The sequence below is a fragment of the Herbaspirillum sp. alder98 genome (assembly GCF_020179755.1).
Taxonomy (GTDB): Bacteria; Pseudomonadota; Gammaproteobacteria; order Burkholderiales; family Burkholderiaceae_D; genus Herbaspirillum.
Genome location: NZ_JAIUCY010000003.1, coordinates 32,577 through 55,397 on the forward strand (window position 1 = coordinate 32,577; position 22,821 = coordinate 55,397).

A 22,821-nucleotide genomic window follows, 5' to 3' on the forward strand; every position below is an offset into this window, starting at 1 on the left:
CAGCAATGCATCAGCCGTTGAGCGTAAAATCTAAACTTCCCGAATAGTCAGGATCAGACCTTGAAAAAAACGCTTGCCCTCCTTACCAGTTCCCTGCTGCTGAGCGCGTGCGCCAGCTTCCAGCAGCCAGGCGACAAGGCTAATGCCGAAGCGACACCGGACAAGAAGGCCGCCCCGTCCAAGTCGGCAGCCGCCAACCGCAAGAAGTCGCCCAAGGCCAAGGTCCAGCCGCAGGAAGATGCGCTGCCCGCGGTCGAGTTGAGCGAAGATATTCTCTACAAGGTCCTGACTGCCGAGATCGCTTTCCAGCGCGGTCAATGGCAAGCCGCCTATGTCACCATGCTGGCCGCCGCCCAGCAGACGCGCGATCCGCGCCTGGCCAAGCGCGCCGCCGAGATCGCCGTCACCGCACGGCAACCCAACGAAGCCCTGGTGGCGGTACGCTTGTGGACCGAGCTGGCGCCGCACTCGGACGAGGCGCTGCAGAACTACCTGGGCCTGATCATGCTGGGCGATAGCGTCGACGAGATCGAGCCGCTGCTGTCGCAACGCCTGAAAGAAGCCGCCCCGCAGGCGCGCGGCCCGATGATCCTGCAATTCCAGCGCCTGCTGGCGCGCGCCCGCGACAAGCAAGGCGGCTACGCGATCCTGCAAAAGGTGGTCCAGCCCTATGGCGACCTGCCCGAAACCCACCTGGCGCTGGCGCAAGGCGCCTTCAGCGTGGGCGATGGCGCCACTGCCCAGCGCGAGGCCGCCGCCGCACTCAAGATCAAGCCCGACTCGGAACTGGCGCTGCTGACGTCGGCGCAAGTGGCCAGCGATCAGCAGGAAGCCACGCGCCTGATGGTCGACTTCCTGCGCAAGTACCCCGATGCGCGTGAAGTGCGCATCGCCTATGCCCGCAGCCTGGTCGATCAAAAGGCCTTCAAGGAAGCGCGCTCGCAGTTCGAGGCGCTGCTCAAGGAAGACGGCGAAGACCCGACCACCCTGTTTGCGCTGGGCGTGCTGTCGGCCCAGACCGACCAGCTCAAGGATGCCGAAAGTTATCTGCAGCGTTACCTGCAGGTGCTCGCCGCGCAACCCGAGGACGACCGCGATCCGAGCCAGGCCATCCTGCTGCTGTCGCGCATCGCAGAAGAGCGGCGTGATTTCGACGCCGCCCTGCGCTATCTCGACCAGTCCGAGCCGGGCGCGGACGGCTACGTCAACATCCAGGTGCGCCGGGCGCAATTGCTGGCGCGCAAGAATGACATCGACGGCGCCCGCAAGGCGCTGGAAGCGGCCCAGTCCGAATCGAGCAATGACGCCGAGCAGCTGCAACTGCTCCAGGCCGAATCGATGCTGCTGCGCGACGCCAATCGCACCCAGGAAGCCTCCGACGTGCTCAAGGGCGCGCTGGAGCGTTTCCCTAACAATACCGACCTGCTGTACGACCATGCGATGGTGCTCGAAAAACTGGGCAACTTCGACGCCATGGAAAAATCGTTGCGCCGGGTGATCCAGCTGGCCCCCGGCAACCAGCACGCCTATAACGCCCTGGGTTATTCGCTGGCAGACCGCAACATCCGCCTGCCGGAAGCGCTGGAACTGATCAAGAAAGCGGCCGAGATGGCGCCGCAAGACGCCTTCATCGCCGACAGCCTGGGCTGGATCCAGTTTCGCATGGGCCAGTTGAGCGAAGCCGAGACCCAGATGCGCCGCGCCTATGCCCTGCGCCCGGACCCGGAGATCGGGGTGCACCTGGGCGAAGTGCTGTGGGTCCGTGGCAAGCAGGACGAAGCGCGCAAGGTATTCCGTGAAGTGCAGGCCAAGGACCCCGAGAACGACGTCCTCAAGAGCACACTGGCGCGCCTCAACGTCAAGCCATGAACGCAGTCGCATCGATGACAGGCCGGTGGCGCCCACTGGCCGCCGCCGGCTACCTGACGCTGGCGGCCTTGCTGGCGGGTTGCGCTGGCCTGTCGCAGCAAGCCGCGCCGGGCGCCGCCGTGCAGACCCTCTCGCCCTACCAGGAAAGCATCGCCATCGACGGCCGCATCTCGGTCCAGTATGCCCAGAACGACCAGCCGCAGTCCCTGCACGGTAGCTTCAACTGGTCGCAGGCGCCCGGGCGGACCGGGCTTGAGCTGCTGTCACCGCTGGGACAGACGGTGGCGACCATCGACGTGCGGCCGGGCGTGGCCACGCTGGTGCAATCGGGCCGGGCGCCGCAGATAGCGCCCGATATCGACCAGTTGGCCGCACGGGCGCTGGGCTGGCCGTTGCCGGTGTCGGGCATGCGCCACTGGCTGCAGGGGCGCGGCGTCGATCGCGCCGGCAAGCCATTCCAGGCAGTGCCTGGCGACGACAATGCCAGTTTCGTCACCGCCGATGGCTGGCGGGTGGCCTATCCGACCTGGCAGGCCGCGACCGACGGCGACCGCCTGCGTCCGCGCCGTATCGATCTCACCCGCAATACCGAGCAGGCCGGCCCGGTGTCGATCCGTATCGTGATCGATCATTGGAACCAGCCCTGAGGCCCTGCCGCATTCATCATGACCGACACCCTTCTCGACTGCCCGGCCCCGGCCAAGCTCAACCTGTTCCTGCATGTGACGGGGCGACGCGCCGATGGCTACCATTTGCTGCAAACCGCATTCCAGCTGATCGACCGCAGCGACAGCCTCGATTTTTCACAGCGCGACGATGGCCAGATCGTACGCACCAACGAGGTGGCGGGGGTACCGGCCGAGTCCGACCTGGTGGTGCGCGCGGCACGCCTGCTGCGCGAGGCCAGCGGGCAGGCAGCGCTTGGCGCATCGATCACGGTGCGCAAGCGCCTGCCGATGGGTGGCGGGCTGGGCGGCGGGTCTTCCGACGCGGCGACCACCCTGCTGGCGTTGAATCATCTGTGGCAAACCGGGATGACGCGCGCGCAATTGATGGCCTTGGGCTTGCAACTGGGGGCGGACGTCCCGTTCTTCCTGTTCGGCCAGAATGCGTTTGCCGAAGGCGTCGGAGAAGCATTGCGCCCGCTCAAGACGGCAAATTGCTGGTTTGTGGTGATCGAGCCGGGCGTTTTGGTGCCGACCCCAATAATTTTTTCATCTCCGCTATTGACGAGGGATACAAATGTCGTCAGAATAACGGACTTTCCTGATGCACAGAAACAAGTTGCTTCTGGCTTCGGAAAAAACGATCTGGAAATGGTGGCAAAACGGCACTTTCCGCAGATTGCAGAAGCCATCGAATGGCTGGGCAATTTTGGAAAATCCCGAATGACCGGATCTGGCGCCTGTGTGTTTTGTGCCTTCGAACACGAACATCAGGCAGACGAAGTGCTGCAGCAAATGCCTTCGCGCTGGATCGGCTGGAAAGCCAAAGCGATGCAGGAACATCCTCTCGCCCATTTGGTGTGATCGTAAAAAGAATTAGTCTGACGATGCGCGACGCCCCAGGCGTCGCAAAACGGCAGACAGCAAGTTGCGTAGGGGAATCGCCAAGCTGGTTAAGGCACTGGATTTTGATTCCAGCATTCCAAGGTTCGAATCCTTGTTCCCCTGCCATTAAATTCGGAGGCGGTCGCAGACCGACCTTCAGTCAAAAAGAATAAGCCGTCAATGTGAGACCTTCAAGTCAAGCATTGTCGGCTTTTCGACTTTATAACGATTGCATTCAGGGATACCCATATGGCACTTGAGAACCTGATGGTCTTTACCGGCAGCGCCAATCCAGAACTGGCGCGCGGCGTCGCCGAGAAGCTCGGCATTCCGCTCGGTAAAGCCAACGTCTCCAAGTTCTCGGACGGCGAAGTCATGGTCGAGATCAATGAGAACGTTCGCGGCAAGGACGTCTTCGTGCTGCAATCGACCTGTGCGCCGACCAATGACAACCTGATGGAAATCATGATCATGGTGGATGCCTTGAAGCGCGCATCTGCCGGTCGTATCACTGCTGCCATCCCCTATTATGGTTACGCCCGCCAGGACCGTCGTCCGCGTTCGGCGCGCGTGGCAATCTCGGCCAAGGTCGTGGCCAACATGCTGCAGGAAGCCGGTGTCGAACGCGTCCTGATCATGGATCTGCATGCCGACCAGATCCAGGGCTTCTTCGACATTCCGGTCGACAACATCTACGCCTCGCCGATCCTGCTGAGCGACCTGGTGGCCAAGAACTACGAAGACCTGCTGGTGGTTTCGCCCGACGTCGGTGGCGTGGTGCGCGCACGTGCGCTGGCCAAGCGCCTGGGCTGCGACCTGGCGATCATCGACAAGCGCCGTCCCAAGGCCAATGTCTCGGAAGTGATGAACATCATCGGCGAAGTCGAAGGCCGCAACTGCGTGATCATGGATGACATGGTCGACACCGCCGGCACCCTGACCAAGGCTGCCGAAGTGCTCAAGGAACGTGGCGCCAAGAAGGTCGTCGCCTACTGTACGCACCCGGTGCTGTCGGGTCCGGCCATCGACCGCATCGGCAATTCGCCGCTGGACGAGCTGGTGGTGACCGACACTATCCCGTTGTCGCCTGCGGCGCGCGCCTGCCCGAAGATTCGCCAGTTGACCTGCGCCGATCTGCTGGCCGAGACGTTCAAGCGCATCACCAAGGGTGATTCGGTGATGTCGCTGTTTGCCGAATAAGATTCGAATTCGCCTCGCTGCAATCCTGTAGCGAGGTTTTTTATATTCCCTGGTCGCGGGGAATATGCAACGTCAGGCTAACGTCGGTTGATCGACGCGTCTGGCACACATTGGAGTATTTTCATGAAGATTATCGGATTTCCACGCAAGGAACAGGGGACCGGAGCGAGCCGCCGCCTGCGTATTGCTGGCCAAACCCCAGGTATCGTCTACGGTGGCACTGCCGCCCCGGTCAATATCGCTCTGGATCACAACGCGCTGTACCACGCGCTGAAGAAAGAGACCTTCCACGCATCGATTCTCGATCTGGAGATCGAAGGCAAGGTCGAGCAGGTCCTGCTGCGCGACTTCCAGGTCCACGCGTTCAAGCAACTGGTCCTGCACGTCGACTTCCAACGCGTCGATGCATCGCAAAAGCTGCACACCAAGGTGCCACTGCACTTCGTGAACGCTGAAGTGTCGCCAGCCGTGAAGCTGTCGTCGGGCATCATCAGCCACGTTCAATCGGACCTGGACATCCAGTGCCTGCCGAAGAACCTGCCTGAGTTCATCGAAGTCGACCTGGCCAACCTGCAAGTCGGTCAATCGGTCCACCTGGCTGACCTGAAGCTGCCAGTTGGCGTGACTGCCGTGTCGCAAGAAAACCTGACCATCGCCACCGCAAGCGTGCCGGCTGGCCAGGTGTCTGCCGAAGGCGAAGCTGCCGCCGGCGACGCAGAAGCCAAGTAATCCGTTTTCTACGGATCACTGAAAACCCGCCTTCGTGGCGGGTTTTTTTATGCCCGCACGGCGCCGCGCAACCAATGCGCCCCGCCGGCGCGAAACTCCTGCGGCGCCATTCCATAACTGCGACGAAACGCCCGCGTGAAATCGGACGCGCTGGAAAATCCCAGGCCATAGGCGATTTCGGCGACCGGGGCATTCGGCATCTCGACCAGCTCGATGGCGGCCGCTGACAGGCGGCACTGCCGGATGTAGGCCAACAATCCGCCGTCGGCTTCGAACATCCGGTACAGCGTTGCGCGCGGCAAGCCGAAGGTGACGAGAATATCTTCCGGCGCCAGCTCGCCGCGATGCAGATTGGCGCCGATATGACGCCGGATCTGCTCCTTGAGCGCATGACGGGCTGCGGCGCGGCCGCCACCGGAGAGCCGGTCGTGACGCGCGAATGCCGCCAGAATCAACTCGGCGCACTGGTGAATCGCCATGCCGGCTTGCTGCGGCGCCGTTTGCGCCAGCTGCGGCAGGCCCGCGCACAATGCCTGCAACTGCGGCAGCAGCAACCGGGCCATGGGCGAGGTATAGGAAATGACCTTGCCATGCAGCGCCTCGGGATCGTCGATGACCTGCGTGACCCGGTCGCGCGGCATGAAGAAGGCCAGCACCCGTGCCCGCGTGGGACGGTGCATGCGCATCGGCTGGCCCATGTCGAGCGCCAGGATGCCGGGCACGAACTGCTCGGCCTTGCGCTGACGGGTCGGGTCCACCACGGTTTCCATGATCCCTTCGACGGCCACATGAAAAACGAAGTTGCGCACGTTGTCGCGTGATATCTGGCCCAGGGTGCGCATCTGCAGCAGCGGATCGGTGCGGCTCTCGAGATAGATCATGTCGGGCAGCACGTAGCTGTCGAGCTCACCATGGAAGCCGGTCTGCGCTTGCGCGCGCGAGACGGGCGTATCGACCAGCCGGCCGACACGGTCGGACCAGGCCTGCGCCTGCTGGCTGCGGGCTTCGCCGGCCACGCTGAAATGCTCGTGCGCCAGCAGCGTTGCCCGCAACTCATGTGCGGCGCTTGACTGGGGAATGGCATAGCGTTCGCGCGAGCGCGACCGCTCCAGACCGACTGTCGTTGTGTAAGCCCCCGCCATACCCAGCCCCGTTCTACCGATATCGCATTTTATTTTGAAAAAGTGAGACTGGCGGTCAAGTCGACTAAAAAACCGGCGCTATGATTGTCTTGTTGGTAAGACTGCATGGCCATGGAGTAATAAATACCATCGGGCCAATCGACAACCAGAGCCCCCGCGCCACACCCGATGCAAGAAGACTCCCTCACTAGTGCCTGCCTCGCGGCAGGCATTTTTTTCAGCCCGACTTCTTCAGCCAGGATTCACGCTGGCGCACCGTGGCGGCAGGCTTGCCGAGTGCGCTCAACTTCACCGGCACCAGGCCATCGGCCTTGAGCCTGACCCCGACGTCGAGCAACTCGTCACGACGGAAGACGTGGACCCGCACGGTATCGTTGACGCGATAACGCGCCAGCAGGCCCTCGAAGCCACCCGCCACCACCCTGAGTCCATCCATCGCCACCAGCTTGTCGCCGGCCGACAGGCCGGCCAGTGCCGCCGGTCCGCCTTCATAGACGCTGGCCAGCTTGGCATCGGCGCCATCCTTGACGATGCGCGCGCCCAACCATGGCTTGAGGTCACGACCGCTTTCATCATCATGACCGACACCGAAGGCCGGCAGCAGCTCGGCCAGCGGGACATCGTCGGTGCCGACAATGTGGCGATCATAAAACCGCTTGAGACTGGCGCCGCTCAACTCTTCCATCAGGGCCAGCATCTGGTCTTCCGGCACCCCGGCGCCGATGGCGTCGCCCTCGAAGAAATCACGACCATAGCGCAGCCAGAGTCCGCGCATGACATCGTCAAGCGAGCGACGGCCACGGGTCTGGGTGCGGATGGTCAAATCCAGCCCCAGCGCCACCAGCGAACCCTTGGTGTAGTAACTGACGATGGCATTGGGCGCGTTTTCGTCCTGGCGGTAATACTTGACCCAGGCATCGAAGCTCGACTCGGCCACGCTCTGCTTCTTGCGACCGCTGCCGCGCAGCACGCCATTGACCGTCTTGGCCAGCAACTTGAGGTAATTGTCGGTATCGATGACGCCGGTGCGCACCAGGAACAGGTCGTCGTAATAGCTGGTGAAGCCTTCGAACAACCATAACAGCGAGGTATATCCCTCCTGGCGCAGGTCATACGGCGCGAACACGGCGGGCTTGATGCGCTTGACGTTCCAGGTATGGAAATATTCGTGACTGCACAGGCCCAGGTAGGTCCGATAGCCATCGGTCTGTTCGGCCCGCCCCTTGACCGGCAGGTCGGCGCGCGCGCAGATCAGGGCGGTCGAGGCGCGATGCTCGAGGCCGCCGTAGCCATCCCCCACCGCCATGGTCATGAACACATAGCGCGCCATCGGTGCGCGACGGGTCTTGGGTTCGAAGAACGCAATCTGGGCTTCGCAGATCTTCTTCAGGTCGGCGCACAGGCGCGGCAGGTCAAGGTTGGGGACCTGCCCGGTAATGACCACGTCATGCTGCGTGCCGTGGGCGTCGAAGGTGGCCAGGGCGAAGCTGCCGATTTCGACCGGATGATCGATCAGCTCGTCGTAGTTCTGCGCCACGTAGGAACCGAAACCATAGCGCCGGGCCTTCAACTCGGGCAACGAAGTGGCCACGCGCCAGCGCTTGAAGGCCTCGCCTTCGGGACGGACGATCTCGACCACATGCTGCCCCTCTTCAAAGCCATGCACCGCCAGGAACACGCTGGTGCCATTGAAGAAACCGTGCGTCTGGTCCAGGTGCGCAGTGCGCACCGACAGGTCCCAGGCATAGACCTGGTACGACAGCGTCAGCGCTCCGTTGCAGGGCGCTGCCTGCCAGGTATGCTTGTCGCGCTTCTTGAGCGTTACCTTGCGCCCGCCCGACTCGCCCTTGATCTGCACGATATTCTTGGCGAATTCGCGAATCATGTAACTCCCCGGAATCCAGGCCGGTAGCGAAAACACCTGGCCATCGGCGGCAGGCCGATCAACCGTCACGGTGACTTCATAGACGTGGGATGCGGGATCGCGGGAAGTGATGGTGTAGCGGATCGGAGTGGCCATGTGCGTGAGCGAAGATGCCGGCGTGCGGCGATGGCTTATTTTACTTGAGCCGCAGGGCGGTGCTGGAGTTATCCGTTAGCGTTGCGCGCTTCCTGAGCGTCAGGCTGGTGAAGCATTGGAGTGCATAAAAACAAGACGCTGGGTTCTGACGTTCGTCAGAACGACGGTGCTAGGGTGAGCGATACCGATGGAACACCCCATGGAGTTAGCCCCCCCTCCCCCGTCGTCCCGGCGAAGGCCGGGACCCAGCGTCGTTAACTCCACATCGATGCCGGACGAATAACAAAAACACGCGAAAAAAAACCGGAAAGACTTTCGTCTCTCCGGTTCCAGGGTCAAATGAAGCAAGCGTTACATTGCCGGTCCTGTGCGATCGATCAGCGTGGCAGCAGCGAGGCGCCCATCAGGTATTCGTCGACCGCACGCGCGCATTGGCGGCCTTCGCGAATGGCCCACACCACCAGCGACTGACCACGACGCATATCGCCAGCGGCAAACACCTTGTCGACCGAGGTCTTGTAGCAACCTTCGCCGTCGGTGGCTGCCTTGGCATTGCCGCGTGCATCCTTGTCGACGCCGAAGGCGTCCAGCACCTGCTGCACCGGCGACACGAAGCCCATTGCCAGCAAGACCAGGTCGGCCTTCATCTCGAATTCGGAATCAGGCACTTCCTGCATCTTGCCGTCCTTCCATTCGACGCGCGCGGCGATCAGCTTCTCGACCTTTCCATTCTTGCCTTCCAGGCGCTTGGTGGCCACGGCCCAGTCGCGGTCGCAACCTTCTTCATGCGATGACGAGGTGCGCAGCTTGGTCGGCCAGTAAGGCCAGACCAGCGGCTTGTTTTCGGCTTCCGGCGGTTGCGGCATCAGTTCGAACTGGATCACCGATTCGGCGCCATGACGGTTCGAGGTGCCGACGCAATCGGAACCGGTATCGCCGCCGCCGATCACCACCACGTGCTTGCCGGTCGCCAGCAACTGGTTCTTCAGCTTGTCGCCGGCATTGACCTTGTTCTGGAACGGCAGGAAGTCCATCGCGAAATGCACGCCCTTCAATTCACGCCCCGGCACCGGCAGATCGCGCGGCTGCTCGGCGCCGCCCGAGATGATGACGGCGTCGAAGTCTTTCTTGAGCTCGTCCGGGGAGATGGTTTCCTTGGCCCAGTTATTGACGTTCTCGGGGAAATCCTTGCCCACGAAGACGCTGGTGCGGAACACCACGCCTTCGGCTTCCATCTGCTTCACGCGCAGGTCGATGTGCTGCTTTTCCATCTTGAAGTCGGGAATGCCGTAACGCAGCAAACCACCGATGCGATCGCTCTTCTCGAACACCGTCACGTCATGACCGGCGCGCGCCAGCTGCTGGGCTGCCGCCATGCCGGCGGGCCCGCCACCGACCACGGCGACCTTCTTGCCGGTCTTGATGGCGGCCGGTTGCGGCACCACCCAGCCGTTTTCCCAACCCTTGTCGATGATGAAGTGCTCGATCGACTTGATGCCCACGGCGTCGCTGTTGATGCCCAGCGTGCAGGCCGATTCGCATGGCGCCGGACAGATGCGGCCGGTGAATTCGGGGAAGTTGTTGGTCTGGTGCAGGGTGTCCAGCGCTTCCTTGTAGTCGCCGCGATAGACCAGGTCATTCCAGTCGGGAATGATGTTGTTGACCGGGCAGCCGTTGTTACAGAATGGAATGCCGCAATCCATGCAGCGCGCGCCCTGGATCTTGGCATCGCCGTCGCTCAGGTGCAGGACGAATTCCTTGTAGTGCTTGGTGCGTGCGGCTGGCGCTTCGCTGGCCTCCTTGAGGCGCTGGTATTCCATGAAACCGGTTGCTTTTCCCATTTTCCTCTCACATTCTCGCTAAGGATGCGACGGGCGGCGATTCGATTGCGCCTGCCCGTCGGCTTACTTGATTGACTTGACGTTGGCTGCTGCCTGATTCAGCGGACTCCGCTGGTTCAGGCGACGACCTTTTCCTTCCTGGTTTCGGCCGCAGCGGCCAGTTCGGCCAGCGCACGCTTGTATTCGGTCGGGAAGACCTTCACAAACTTGGCGCGCGATGCCGCCCAGTTGTCCAGCAGGTAGCGCGCACGCGTGCTGCCGGTGTACTTGAAGTGCCGTTCAATCAAGCCACGCAGGATAGCTTCATCGGTCTGACGCACACCGCCACGTTCCAGGCTGTGCCAGTGTTCGCGTCCGATCGCGGACTCCTGTTCGGTGTCCGACAGGACCTTCTCCAGCGTCACCATCGAGGTATTGCACTTGGGCGCGAAATCGCCTTCCGGATCGTAGACGTAGGCGATGCCGCCCGACATGCCGGCAGCGAAGTTGCGGCCGGTGTTGCCCAGCACCACGACGGTGCCGCCGGTCATGTATTCGCAACCGTGGTCGCCCGTGCCTTCGGTCACGGTAATGGCGCCCGAATTGCGCACGGCAAAACGTTCGCCGGCCACGCCGTTGATGAAGGCCTCGCCATTGATCGCACCGTACAGCACGGTGTTACCCGCGATGATGTTGTCCACCGCGCGACCGCGGAACTCGGTGTTGGGGCGCACCACGATGCGGCCACCCGACAAGCCCTTGCCGACGTAGTCGTTGCCTTCGCCCACCAGGTCCAGCGTGATGCCGTGCGCCAGGAACGCGCCGGCCGACTGGCCAGCGGTGCCTTGCAGCTGGATATGGATGGTGTCGGTCGGCAGGCCGTCATGGCCATAACGCTTGGCGACCTCGCCCGACAGCATGGCGCCGACGGTGCGGTTCAGGTTCTTGATCGGCGAGATGAACGAGACCTTCTCGCCCTTTTCCAGCGCGATCTTCGCTTGCGCGATCAGCTTGTGGTCCAGCGCCTTGTCGAGGCCGTGATCCTGGTGATCGGTATGGAACACCGGCAGGTCCGATTGCGGCTGATGGAAGATGCGGCTGAAGTCCAGGCCCTTGGCCTTCCAGTGCGCAATCGCCTTGGAACGGTCCAGCAGGTCGGCGCGACCGATCAGGTCATCGAACTTGCGAATACCCAGTTGCGCCATGATCTGGCGTGCTTCTTCGGCGATGAAGAAGAAGAAGTTGACCACGTGTTCCGGCTTGCCGGAGAACTTGGCGCGCAGCACCGGATCTTGCGTGGCCACGCCCACCGGGCAGGTGTTGAGGTGGCACTTGCGCATCATGATGCAGCCTTCGACCACCAGCGGCGCAGTGGCGAAACCGAATTCGTCGGCCCCCAGCATGGCGCCGATGACGACGTCGCGACCGGTCTTCATCTGGCCATCGGCCTGCACCCGGATACGGTTGCGCAAGCCGTTCAACACCAGCGTCTGCTGGGTTTCGGCCAGGCCCAGTTCCCAGGGCGAGCCGGCATGCTTGATCGACGACAGCGGCGAAGCGCCGGTGCCGCCATCATGACCGGCGATGACGACGTGATCCGACTTGGCCTTGGCCACGCCGGCGGCGACCGTGCCGACGCCGACTTCGGACACCAGCTTGACCGAGATCGACGCGCGCGGGTTGACGTTCTTCAGGTCGTGGATCAGCTGGGCCAGATCCTCGATCGAATAGATGTCGTGGTGCGGCGGCGGCGAGATCAGGCCCACGCCCGGCACCGACACGCGCAGCGTGGCGATGTATTCGGACACCTTGTGGCCCGGCAGCTGACCGCCTTCGCCAGGCTTGGCGCCCTGCGCCATCTTGATCTGGATCTGGTCGGCCGACACCAGGTATTCGGCCGACACGCCGAAGCGGCCGGAGGCGACCTGCTTGATGCGCGAGCGCAGCGAATCACCATCCTGCAGCGGAATGTCGACTTCGATGTGCTCACGACCGATCACCGAAGCCAGCGTCTCGCCCTGCTTGATGGGGATGCCCTTCAATTCATTGCGATAGCGATTGACGTCTTCGCCGCCTTCGCCGGTGTTGGACTTGCCGCCGATACGGTTCATGGCGATGGCCAGCGTGGCGTGCGCCTCGGTCGAGATCGAGCCCAGCGACATGGCGCCGGTGGCAAAGCGCTTGACGATTTCCTTGACCGGTTCGACTTCGTCGATCGAGATCGCCTTGGACGGGTCGATCTTGAATTCGAACAGGCCGCGCAAGGTCATGTGGCGCTTGGACTGATCGTTGATGATCTGCGCGTATTCCTTGTAGGTGTTGAAGCTGTTGGAGCGGGTCGAGTGCTGCAGCTTGGCGATCGCGTCGGGGGTCCACATGTGCTCTTCGCCACGGATGCGGAAGGCATACTCGCCACCGGCGTCGAGCGCATTGGCCAGCACCGGATCGCTGCCGAAGGCGGCGGTGTGCAGGCGCAGCGCTTCATCGGCCACTTCGAACACGCCGATACCTTCGACGTTGGAGGCCGTGCCCTTGAAATACTTGTCGACCAGCGCGCGCGACAGGCCGATCACCTCGAAGATCTGCGCGCCGCAATACGACATGTAGGTCGAGATGCCCATCTTGGACATCACCTTCAACAAGCCCTTGCCAACCGCCTTCTGGAAGTTGTACACCGCCTTTTCAGGCGACAGGTCGCCCGGCAGGCCGCGTGCCATTTCGCACAGGGTGTCCATGGCCAGGTACGGGTGGATCGCTTCGGCGCCGTAGCCTGCCAGCAGCGCGAAGTGGTGCGTCTCGCGGGCCGAGCCGGTCTCGACCACCAGGCCGGTGGAAGTACGCAGGCCCTTGCTGACCAGGTGCTGGTGGATCGCCGAGGTCGCCAGCAGCGCCGGGATCGGCAACTGGTCGGCGTCGACCTTGCGGTCCGAGATGATCAGGATGTTATGGCCCGACTTGACCGCATCGACGGCCTTGGCGCACAGCGAGGCCAGGCGCGCTTCGATGCCTTCCTTGCCCCAGGCCACCGGATAGCAGATGTTCAACTCGTAGGACTTGAACTTGCCACCGCTATGCGCGCTGATGTTGCGCAGCTTGGCGATGTCGGCGTAGTCCAGCACCGGCTGCGTCACTTCCAGGCGCATCGGCGGGTTGATGTTGTTGGTGTCGAGCAGGTTGGGCTTGGGGCCGATGAACGACACCAGCGACATCACCATCGCCTCGCGGATCGGATCGATCGGCGGGTTGGTCACCTGCGCAAACAACTGGCGGAAGTAGTGATAGAGGGTCTTGTTCTTGTTGGACATGACCGCCAGTGGCGAGTCGTTGCCCATCGAACCGATGGCTTCTTCACCGCCCGTGGCCATCGGCGCCATCAGGAACTTGATGTCTTCCTGGGTATAGCCGAACACCTGCTGCAGATCGAGCAGCGGCAGGATCGAGGAGGGCTCGCGCGGCTCGTCCTTGAGCTCGTCCAACTTGACCCGCACCGAGTTGATCCACTGCTTGTAGGGCTTGGCGTTGGCGTAGGTGTCCTTGAGTTCCTTGTCGTCGATGATGCGGCCGGCGTCGAGGTCGATCAGGAACATCTTGCCCGGTTGCAGGCGCCACTTCTGGATGATCTTGGATTCGGGAATCGGCAGCACGCCCGATTCGGATGCCATCACCACCAGGTCGTCGTCGGTGACGATGTAGCGCGCCGGACGCAGGCCGTTGCGGTCGAGCGTGCCGCCGATGTGGCGACCGTCGGTGAAGGCCAGCGCAGCCGGGCCGTCCCACGGTTCCATCATGGCCGCGTGGTATTCGTAGAAGGCGCGACGGTTGTCGTCCATCAGGGTATGGTTTTCCCAGGCTTCGGGGACCATCATCATCATCGCCTGTGGCAATGGGTAACCGGCCATCACCAGCAGCTCGAGCGCATTGTCGAAGCTGGCGGTGTCGGACTGGCCTTCATAGATCAGCGGGAACAGTTTCTTCAGGTCGTCGCCCAGCACGGCCGACTGCATCACGCCTTCGCGCGCGCGCATCCAGTTGAAGTTGCCCTTGACGGTGTTGATTTCGCCGTTGTGGGCGATCAGGCGGTACGGGTGGGCCAGCGGCCACTCGGGGAAGGTATTGGTAGAGAAACGCTGGTGCACCAGCGCCAGCGCCGAGACACAGCGCTCGTCCTGCAGGTCCTTGTAGTAGACGCCGACCTGGTCGGCCAGCAGCAGGCCCTTGTAGACCACGGTACGGGCCGACATCGACGGCACGAAGAATTCCTTGCCGTGCAGCAGGTTCAGCGCCTGGATGGCGTGACCGGACGACTTGCGGATCACGTACAGCTTGCGCTCGAGCGCATCGGTGACCATCACGTCCGGGCCGCGGCCGATGAAGATCTGGCGGATCACCGGTTCTTTTTCGCGCACGGTGGGCGACATCGGCATGTCGCGGTCGACCGGCACATCGCGCCAGCCCAGCACGCGCTGGCCTTCGGCCAGCACCGCGCGTTCGATCTCCTGCTCGCAGGCGATGCGCGAGGCGTTCTCTTTCGGCAGGAACACCATGCCGACGCCGTACTCGCCTGGCGGCGGCAGGTCGACGCCCTGGCGCGCCATTTCTTCGCGATAGTACTGGTCTGGAATCTGGATGAGGATACCGGCGCCGTCACCCATGAGCGGATCGGCTCCAACCGCGCCGCGGTGGTCCAGATTCTTCAGGATGAGCAAGCCCTGATCAACGATGGAGTGGGTTTTCTTGCCCTTGATGTGAGCGATAAAACCGACGCCACAGGCGTCATGTTCGTTTGCTGGGTCGTAAAGGCCTTGCGATTGCATACGGTACTCCACCACTTTGTCAGTAAGGATATTAAGAATAGTGCAGTGCACCCAATAGTTCAATAAGAATAAATAGGGTCGGAGTAATAATTAAAACCCTGAAAATTCTCGGTTTTTATTATTGGGGACAGAGTAATGGAATCCGCGCCAAGTCATTGATATTGATACTCATTTTTATTTAAGCGTTTTCACTTCGACACTTCGCTATCGTCCGCATCGGCGACTTCTGCACGCGCCGCCAGCGGTCGGCCACGCTTGGCCGGGCTCACGCGGCGCCGGGTCTGCCGTTCGAGTTCCTGCTTGAAGGCATCCGAGCCCAGCGCCCAGCCCTTGAGCGTGGCGGCGGTAATACTGTCGATATGGGCCTGCGACAGCCCCTCTTCCAGCGACTGGCGATAGGCGATCTCGCGATCAAAGGGCGTGTTGCCAATATCCCAATAACGCGGATGATCGGTGACCAGTCCGTCCTGCTTGGCGCCGATATGGTGCATCGCGCTGGACCACGGATAGTCGGCCGGCGACGCCACCAGCCCGCTGCGCACCGGATTGAGCTCGATGTAATGGCACACCGCCAGCAGGTGCAGCTCCGGGTCCACCACGGTAGCGCGGTAGCGGCCCTGCCAAAGCGTCCCGCTGCGCCCGACCTTCTGGTTGAAATAGGGCACATAGTGGCGCCCTATCCATTGCATCATCCGTGCCAGCCCCTGGTCGTCGACCGGCGTGGCGAGCAGGTGCAGATGGTCCGGCATCAGGACATAGGCATGGATGGCAACCTTGAACTGGCGCGCCGCCTCCTTGAGCCACGCCAGGAAATGGAGGTAGTCGTCGGCATCGCGAAAAATGGTCAGGCCATCATGCCCGCGCTGGATGATGTGATGCGGCTGGTGGGGAACGACGAGACGGGGAAGACGGGCCATGAGATCAGGGAAGGCGGGCGACAAAGCAAGCAGGCTAGATTACTCCGTCCCCAATTTCAAGCAGATTCGCACCCGTGCCCTTCGGCGCATCGCCAGGGGCAATGAAAAAGGCCGACCGGATTGCGCCGGTCGGCCTCTACACCTGACATCAAGCTAGCTCAGTCAGACGGTCTTCTTGTCGCGCGTCAGCACCAGGCTGAGCAGGATCGACACCAGCAGGATCGCCCCCACCGTCGCCAGCGACCACATCACGGGGATGTGATACCAGTACGCCAGCAGCATCTTGCTCCCCACGAACAGCAGCACCAGCGCCAGGCCGTACTTGAGGAAGTGGAAGCGCTCGGCCGAATCCGCCAGCAGGAAGTACAGCGCCCGCAAGCCCATGATCGCAAACATGTTCGACGTGAACACGATGAACGGGTCCTTGGTGATGGCAAAGATGGCCGGGATGCTATCGACCGCAAACACCAGGTCGGACAACTCGATGAGCAGCAGCACCAGCATCAGCGGCGTGAAATAACGCACGCCATTCTGCATCGTGAAGAATTTCTCGCCGTCGTAGTTGTCGCTGATCTTCAGGTGACCGCGTAACCAGCGCAGCAACGCGTTGTTGCCAAGATCGCCTTCATGATCAGCAAAGATCAGCATCTTCACACCGGTAAATACGAGGAACGCGCCGAAGATGTACAGGATCCAGCTGAACTGCGCGATCAGCCAGGCGCCCAGCAGGATCATCACCGCCCGCAGCACGATGGCGCCGATCACACCGTACAGCAGCACCCGGCGCTGCAACTCCGGCGGCACCGCGAAGTAGCTGAAGATCATCAGGAACACGAAGATGTTATCGACCGACAGCGCCTTCTCGATCATGTACCCCGAGAGGAACTCGGCACTCTTCTGGTTGGCGATCTCGCGCCCGACGTTGGCATCCAGATACCACCACATCAGGCCGCCAAAGGCCAATGCCAGCGCAATCCACACCAGCGACCAGCCCAGCGCCTCACGCGGGGTGACGCGGTGCGAATGACGCCCGCCCAGCACGAACATGTCCAGGGCCAGCATGCCCAGTACGAATACGATGAATCCAGCCCACATCGGGCCGGTTGCGAAGCTTTCCACTGCGCTCATTTGTTTGCCTCTTTGGCGTTATTGTTGAAAAGCGTTGGTGTTCAGTCGAAATCGAAGATCTCGCCCAGAAAACCTTTTTTCTTGCGCTTGTGATCATAGCCGTACGAACCATGACTGTGGCCATGACCACTGTGACCGCTGTGACCACTGTGACCACCATGACCGAAACGCTGGTCATTGGAATATTGCGGCGGCGCCGCGCGAGGCGCGGGTGCCGGCGTGAGCGCAGGTGGCGCGGCAGCGGCCGCCGAGCGCTCGATGAGCTTGTCGAGCTCACCACGATCCAGCCATACGCCGCGACACTGCCCGCAGTAGTCGATTTCGATACCTTGCCGTTCCGATATCAACAGGTCGGTGGTACTGCAAACGGGACATTTCATCTGATCTCTCCTTGAAAGTATCGAAGAATCACGGGCCGAACGACCCGGAACAGCGCCACTTTAAGAGAAACTGAAACAATTGAAAATTCGAATATACTGAAATATCACATCGGAAAAACCGAACTATTCGACTTCTTGCTATGGCCGCCCTCAACTACAAGCACCTGCATTATTTCTGGACCGTCGCCAAGACCGGGGGCATCGCCCGCGCCAGCGAGCGACTGCACCTGACGGCACAGACGGTCAGCGGGCAGATCGCCCTGTTCGAGGAAAGCCTGGGCTACAAGCTCTTCAAACGCGTGGGACGCCGGCTTGAACTCAATGACACCGGCCGCATGGTGTTCGACTATGCCGACCGGCTCTTCACCATCGGCGAAGAACTCGAAGAGGCGCTGCGCTTCCGACCCGGCGGACGGGCGCTGCAGCTGCGCGTGGGCGTGGCCGATGCGGTGCCCAAGGCGATTGCCTACCTGCTGCTGGAGGCGGCCCTGGCCATGGACGAACCGATTCGCATCGTGTGCCGCGAGGGCAAACTCGATGTGCTGCTGGCCGAGTTGGCGATCCACCGGCTCGATATCGTCATCGCCGACAGTCCGATGCCGGCCAATGTCGAGGTCAGGGGATTTCACCACCTGCTGGGGGAAAGCGACACCAGCTTCTTCGCCACCCCGGCCCTGGCACGACGCTACAAGAAGGATTTTCCACGCAGCCTGGACGACGCGCCATTCCTGATGCCTGGCGACGATGCCGCCGTGCGGCCCCGGCTGCTGCGCTGGTTCGAAAAAGAAAAGGTGCGCCCGCAGATCGCCGGCGAATTCGACGATGGCGCCCTGCTGCTGGCGTTCGGCGACGCCGGTGCCGGTATCTTTGCCGCCCCCAGCGCCATCGCCGCGCAGATCAAGAAGCAATATGGCCTGGTCGAGATCGGGCGCACGGAGGCCGTACGCGAACAGTTCTATGCCATCTCCGTCGAACGCCGCCTGACCCATCCTGCCGTCCTGGCCATTCAATCCGCGGCACGCGCCAACCTGATCGGTAACACCGCGAAAAATACCCGCCCGGAGAACTGACAACTTGCTGACTGAATCGACGCTGTTACAACTGACTGCTGCGATAACAAGGATGCAAAAACACTAACTCGATGCGCCCTTTGCGCCATCCATGCACGGCGGCGGCAGCACCTGAGGGTTCTCATGTGGCGAGGTTGTTTTTGCGAGGATGACGATTCCGCTGCGATGTACTCGCGCACATCATCAAAATCGATGAAAGAAGGCCGCAAACGCGCATCAAACATGCGTTTCGGCACAATCGATTCGGCAAAAGAAAAACCCCACGGGCTTTGCAGTCCGTGGGGTAAATCCCATTCTCGGGGGGGAGAATGGAGGGGGAACTTCAATATAAAAAAATCACTGCAGCGCTGCAGTCTTTTTTACAAATTGTTACGCGGCCTTCATAGTTGCGACTGATGAAAACCAATATATCAAACGCTCGCGAGAAGTAAAGAGCGCAAGGCGAGCAAGGCTGCCGAAGACTGTTCGCGACGACTGACAAGGCAGGTCACCACGCGCCCTTCGCGGCCCAGCGAGTGGGTCGCAAACCCGTGCGGCTCTATCTGCATCGCCACCACCGAGCGTGGCACCACCGCCACCCCGGCACCGGCGGCGACACAGGCCAGGATCGCATGATAGGAAGCCAGCTCCAGGATCCGCGCCGGCCGCTTGCCGACACCACCGCGTGAGAACCACTGCTCGGCATGCCGGCGATAGGTACAACCCTGCTCGAAGACGATGAGCGTATCGAGCGTGACGTCCTGCGGCGCGCGCACCCGCCGATGAAGACGCGGCGTGACCAGCAACAGCTCTTCCTTGAACAAGGGCGTCGATTCGAGCATCGCGTCATCGATCACGCCCGAGACCACGGCAGCATCGAGCCTGGCTTCGCGCACCTGGGTCACCAGGTTCTCGCTGGGCCCGGTGGACAGCTCCAGCCGCACCTCGGGCCAGCGCCGATGGAATTCGGACAACGGCCCTGGCAGGCGACTGGCAGCGGCGCTCTCCATGGACCCGATGCGCAACCTGCCGCGTGGGCTTTGCGGCGCCACGACCTGGCGCGCCTCCTGCACCAGGTCGAGGATGCGCTCGGCGTAATCCAGCAAGGCTTCGCCGGCGGAGGTCAACACCATGCGCCGGCGGTCCCGCACGAACAGCGGCACGCCGATCGATTGCTCGAGCTGCTTGATGCGGGTGGTGACATTGGATTGCACCCGGTTGAGCCGCTCGGCGGCGCGCGTGACCCCGCCTTCCGCGACCACGGCACGAAATATCTCCAGCTCTGCCAGATCCATGAAAATCTCCAAAAGCGATGAATTCATCCTTATTATTCATTTTTTAGGATGGCAAAAACAAGCTAGGATTGCTTCCCGATCAAACAAAAAATCAACCGCCATGGATGCAAACAGCCGCGCCGCCTGGAAAACCTGCCTGGCCGGCATGCTGGCCCTGTCGGCGGCCATGGGCATCGGCCGCTTCGCCTTCACGCCGCTCCTGCCGATGATGTTGCATGAAGGCAGCCTCGACCTGCAGATGGGCGGCTGGCTGGCCACCGCCAATTACGTGGGATATTTCATCGGCGCCTTGCTGTGTGCCATCCACCGCAGCGCGCGCACGACCGCCATGATTCGCACCGGCCTGGTGGCCACTGTCGTATTGACCCTGGGCATGGGGCTGCTGCACTCACCGTCGTGGTGGCTGGCGTTGCGCGTGCTGTCGGGTGTCATCAGCGCCTATGTGTTCGTCTACACCGCCGGCTGGTGCCTGCAGCGATTGACCCAATTGCAGCGCCCGGAACTGGGTGGGGTGATTTTCTGCGGCCCCGGCCTCGGCATCGCCCTGACCGGGTTGTCGACCGGCGCCATGGTGGCGGCCAACTGGCATGCCGCCGCCGGCTGGATCCTGTTTGCGTTGCTGGCACTGGGCTTGACCGCAGTGACCTGGACCACCTTCGGCGCCGCACCCGAAAGCGCCCATACGGCCCATGAAGACCAGCAGGCCGACAGCGCACCCGGCGCTGCACTGAAGAGCGAGATCCGCCAGCAGACCATCGGTTATGGCATCGCCGGCTTCGGCTACATCATCACCGCCACCTTCTTGCCGGTGATTGCGCGCCAGGCCCTGCCCGGCTCGGCCTGGCCCGACTTCTTCTGGCCCATCTTCGGCGCCGGCGTGGCCATCGGCGCGTTTGGCGCCACCCGCCTGCCGGTGCAGGGCGACCAGCGCATGCTGCTGTGCTGGTCCTACCTGATGCAGGCGCTCGGGATCATGCTGTGCATCATCTTGCCCAACGCCATCGGCTTCGCGCTTGGCTGCCTGCTTTTAGGGCTTCCCTTCACCGCCATCACCTTGTTCGGCATGCGCGAGGCGCGCCGCCTGCGCGGCATCCACGCCAGCAAGCTGATGGGTTCGATGACTGCCGCCTATGGCATCGGCCAGATCGCCGGCCCGCCATTGGCCACGACGCTGGCCGAAGGCGGTTCCTTCACGCCCTCCCTGATTGTGGCCGCCCTGTCGCTGGTGGCGGGCGCCGGGCTGTACTATCGGCTGACAATAAAAAACCCGCTACCGGAATCGGTAGCGGGCCTGAAGCGGGCTTGAATCCCGAGCCTGATGAGGCATGTCAGCGGAAGGCTGGCTCCGCGAAACTGCGCAGCTTGCGGCTGTGCAACTGCTCGATGCCGTGATTGCGCAACAATTCCAGGGCGCGGATGCCGATCTGCAGATGCTGCGCCACCCGTTGCTCATAGAAGGTATTGGCCATGCCGGGCAGCTTGATCTCGCCGTGCAGGGGCTTGTCCGAGACGCACAGCAGCGTGCCATACGGCACCCGGAAGCGGAAACCGTTGGCCGCTACCGTTGCGCTCTCCATGTCCAGCGCGATGGCGCGACTCTGCGAAAAACGCAGCATCGGCGTGCGATGGTCGCGAAGCTCCCAGTTGCGATCATCCACCGAGGCCACGGTGCCGGTGCGCATGATGCGCTTGAGCTCGTAGCCCTCCAGCCGGGTGATGCCGGCCACCGCCTCCTGCAGCGCCAGCTGCACTTCAGCCAGCGCCGGAATCGGCACCCACAGCGGCAGGTCGTCATCCAGCACATGGTCGTCGCGCACATAGGCATGCGCCAGCACATAGTCCCCCATGCGCTGCGACGCCGACAGTCCCGCGCAATGCCCCAGCATCAGCCAGCCGTGCGGCCGCAACACCGCCACGTGATCGGTGACGGTCTTGGCGTTGGACGGACCGACTCCGATGTTGATCAGGGTGATACCGCTGCCGTCGGCGCGCTGCAGGTGAAACGCCGGCATCTGCGGCTGCCGCGCCGGCGCCACGCCACTGGCGGCGGCGGCCGGTTGATCCTGGTTGCCGCTCCAGGTGACCACATTGCCGGGCTCGACGAAGGCGGTGTACTGCTGGCGATACTTGCGCACCTCCGGATCATCGCTTGCCTGCATCAACTGCCGGCCCAGGCGGATGAATTCATCCACATAGAACGCATAGTTGGTGAACAGCACGTAGCGCTGGAACTGGTCGGGCGAGGTGGCCGTGTAATGGCGCAGGCGGTGCAGCGAATAATCGATGCGAGGCCCCGTAAACAAGGCCAGCGGATGCAGGCCATCGCGCCAGGCGCCGTTGTCGGCCTCGTAGGTGCCATTGGCGATGCGGTCGTCCATGGTGGCCAGGTCCGGCAGGTCGAACACATCCGGCAGCGAGCGCAGATGATCGGGATCGAGACTGCCCTCGACGTGGATCCCTTCGGGAAAAGCGAAGTGCACCGGTATCGGCATGCTGCTTTCGCCGATCTCCAGCGGCACCTGGTGGTTCTCCAGCACCAGCTTGAACTGCGCCAGCAGGTACTGGCGATACAACGCCGGGCGGGTCAGCGTGGTTTCGTAGCTGCCGGGGCCGGCCACGAAACCGAACGATTGCCGGGTGTCGGCGTGGGTCGCCTTTTCGGTGGTGATGCGGACGAACGGATAATGCGCCCGTATGCGTTGCGACAGCACTTCTCCATCTGAAAAACGGCGAAAGCCATCACGCAGAATGGCGGTGTTGTGGTCGTAGATGTCGATAACGCGCGCCAGGGCGGCTTCGGGATCGGTAAAACTCTGCGTGGCAAACATTTTCTTCTCCAGTTCATGAAAGTCCCCGATGGACCATCGAGCTCATCCTCACTCATGGGGCAATTCGATCTTACCCGAGT

The 22,821-nt window shown here is 62.2% G+C and carries 16 protein-coding genes and 1 tRNA gene; 8 read left to right on the top strand and 9 right to left on the bottom strand.

From position 1 onward, the window contains the following. Positions 1 to 60 precede the first annotated feature (60 nt). The 6 genes from LBW87_RS07985 to LBW87_RS08010 all read left to right on the top strand — a co-directional run bounded on the left by LBW87_RS07985 (position 61) and on the right by LBW87_RS08010 (position 5,348). Positions 61 to 1,869, top strand: a complete 1,809-nt coding sequence (locus LBW87_RS07985; RefSeq protein ID WP_225200925.1) for a tetratricopeptide repeat protein — start codon at positions 61 to 63, stop codon at positions 1,867 to 1,869. Beyond that, positions 1,866 to 2,516, top strand: a complete 651-nt coding sequence (lolB, locus tag LBW87_RS07990; protein ID WP_225200926.1) for a lipoprotein insertase outer membrane protein LolB — start codon at positions 1,866 to 1,868, stop codon at positions 2,514 to 2,516. Before LBW87_RS07985 ends, lolB begins: the two co-directional genes overlap by 4 nt. An 18-nt stretch (positions 2,517 to 2,534) precedes the next feature. Further along, positions 2,535 to 3,398: a 4-(cytidine 5'-diphospho)-2-C-methyl-D-erythritol kinase gene (gene ispE, locus LBW87_RS07995; protein WP_225200927.1), complete on the top strand. Its 864-nt coding sequence runs from the start codon at positions 2,535 to 2,537 to the stop codon at positions 3,396 to 3,398. 70 nt (positions 3,399 to 3,468) lie between these two features. Then, positions 3,469 to 3,545, top strand: a tRNA-Gln gene (locus LBW87_RS08000). A 123-nt stretch (positions 3,546 to 3,668) separates the two neighbouring features. Continuing rightward, entirely contained in the window at positions 3,669 to 4,619 is a 951-nt protein-coding gene (locus LBW87_RS08005) for a ribose-phosphate pyrophosphokinase (protein ID WP_008110854.1), read from the top strand. A gap of 123 nt (positions 4,620 to 4,742) precedes the next feature. Next, entirely contained in the window at positions 4,743 to 5,348 is a 606-nt protein-coding gene (locus LBW87_RS08010) for a 50S ribosomal protein L25/general stress protein Ctc (RefSeq protein WP_225200928.1), read from the top strand. 47 nt (positions 5,349 to 5,395) lie between these two features. On the opposite strand, the gene LBW87_RS08015 is transcribed toward LBW87_RS08010, so the two are convergent. The 7 genes from LBW87_RS08015 to LBW87_RS08045 all read right to left on the bottom strand — a co-directional run bounded on the left by LBW87_RS08015 (position 5,396) and on the right by LBW87_RS08045 (position 17,569). Then, positions 5,396 to 6,490, bottom strand: a complete 1,095-nt coding sequence (locus LBW87_RS08015; protein ID WP_225200929.1) for a helix-turn-helix domain-containing protein — start codon at positions 6,488 to 6,490, stop codon at positions 5,396 to 5,398. A 217-nt stretch (positions 6,491 to 6,707) separates the two neighbouring features. Next, the gene (locus LBW87_RS08020) at positions 6,708 to 8,510 is read right to left on the bottom strand and encodes a M61 family metallopeptidase (RefSeq protein WP_225200930.1); all 1,803 of its coding nucleotides are present in this window, start codon (positions 8,508 to 8,510) and stop codon (positions 6,708 to 6,710) included. Between the two features lie 377 nt (positions 8,511 to 8,887). Continuing rightward, positions 8,888 to 10,351 (bottom strand): glutamate synthase subunit beta, encoded by a 1,464-nt coding sequence (locus tag LBW87_RS08025; RefSeq protein ID WP_225200931.1) that lies wholly within the window; start codon positions 10,349 to 10,351, stop codon positions 8,888 to 8,890. Between the two features lie 116 nt (positions 10,352 to 10,467). Continuing rightward, entirely contained in the window at positions 10,468 to 15,144 is a 4,677-nt protein-coding gene (locus tag LBW87_RS08030) for a glutamate synthase-related protein (protein ID WP_225200932.1), read from the bottom strand. A 188-nt stretch (positions 15,145 to 15,332) separates the two neighbouring features. Further along, positions 15,333 to 16,061 (bottom strand): transposase, encoded by a 729-nt coding sequence (locus tag LBW87_RS08035; protein WP_225200933.1) that lies wholly within the window; start codon positions 16,059 to 16,061, stop codon positions 15,333 to 15,335. Between the two features lie 162 nt (positions 16,062 to 16,223). Further along, entirely contained in the window at positions 16,224 to 17,189 is a 966-nt protein-coding gene (locus LBW87_RS08040; protein WP_225200934.1) for a TerC family protein, read from the bottom strand. A gap of 41 nt (positions 17,190 to 17,230) precedes the next feature. Then, on the bottom strand, positions 17,231 to 17,569 hold the full coding sequence (locus tag LBW87_RS08045; protein WP_225200935.1) for a zf-TFIIB domain-containing protein: 339 nt from the start codon (positions 17,567 to 17,569) through the stop codon (positions 17,231 to 17,233). 140 nt (positions 17,570 to 17,709) lie between these two features. Between LBW87_RS08045 and nhaR the strand changes: the two genes are divergently transcribed. Next, positions 17,710 to 18,639, top strand: a complete 930-nt coding sequence (gene nhaR / locus LBW87_RS08050) for a transcriptional activator NhaR (RefSeq protein WP_225200936.1) — start codon at positions 17,710 to 17,712, stop codon at positions 18,637 to 18,639. Between the two features lie 410 nt (positions 18,640 to 19,049). On the opposite strand, the gene LBW87_RS08055 is transcribed toward nhaR, so the two are convergent. Then, positions 19,050 to 19,913 carry a LysR substrate-binding domain-containing protein gene (locus tag LBW87_RS08055; RefSeq protein ID WP_225200937.1) on the bottom strand — a complete coding sequence of 288 codons (864 nt, stop codon included), beginning with the start codon at positions 19,911 to 19,913 and terminating at the stop codon, positions 19,050 to 19,052. A gap of 100 nt (positions 19,914 to 20,013) precedes the next feature. Between LBW87_RS08055 and LBW87_RS08060 the strand changes: the two genes are divergently transcribed. Then, entirely contained in the window at positions 20,014 to 21,219 is a 1,206-nt protein-coding gene (locus LBW87_RS08060; RefSeq protein ID WP_225200938.1) for a YbfB/YjiJ family MFS transporter, read from the top strand. 22 nt (positions 21,220 to 21,241) lie between these two features. Here LBW87_RS08060 and LBW87_RS08065 read toward each other — a convergent pair whose 3' ends face one another. Next, positions 21,242 to 22,741, bottom strand: a complete 1,500-nt coding sequence (locus LBW87_RS08065) for an AMP nucleosidase (RefSeq protein ID WP_225200939.1) — start codon at positions 22,739 to 22,741, stop codon at positions 21,242 to 21,244. Between the last annotated feature and the right edge of the window lie 80 nt (positions 22,742 to 22,821).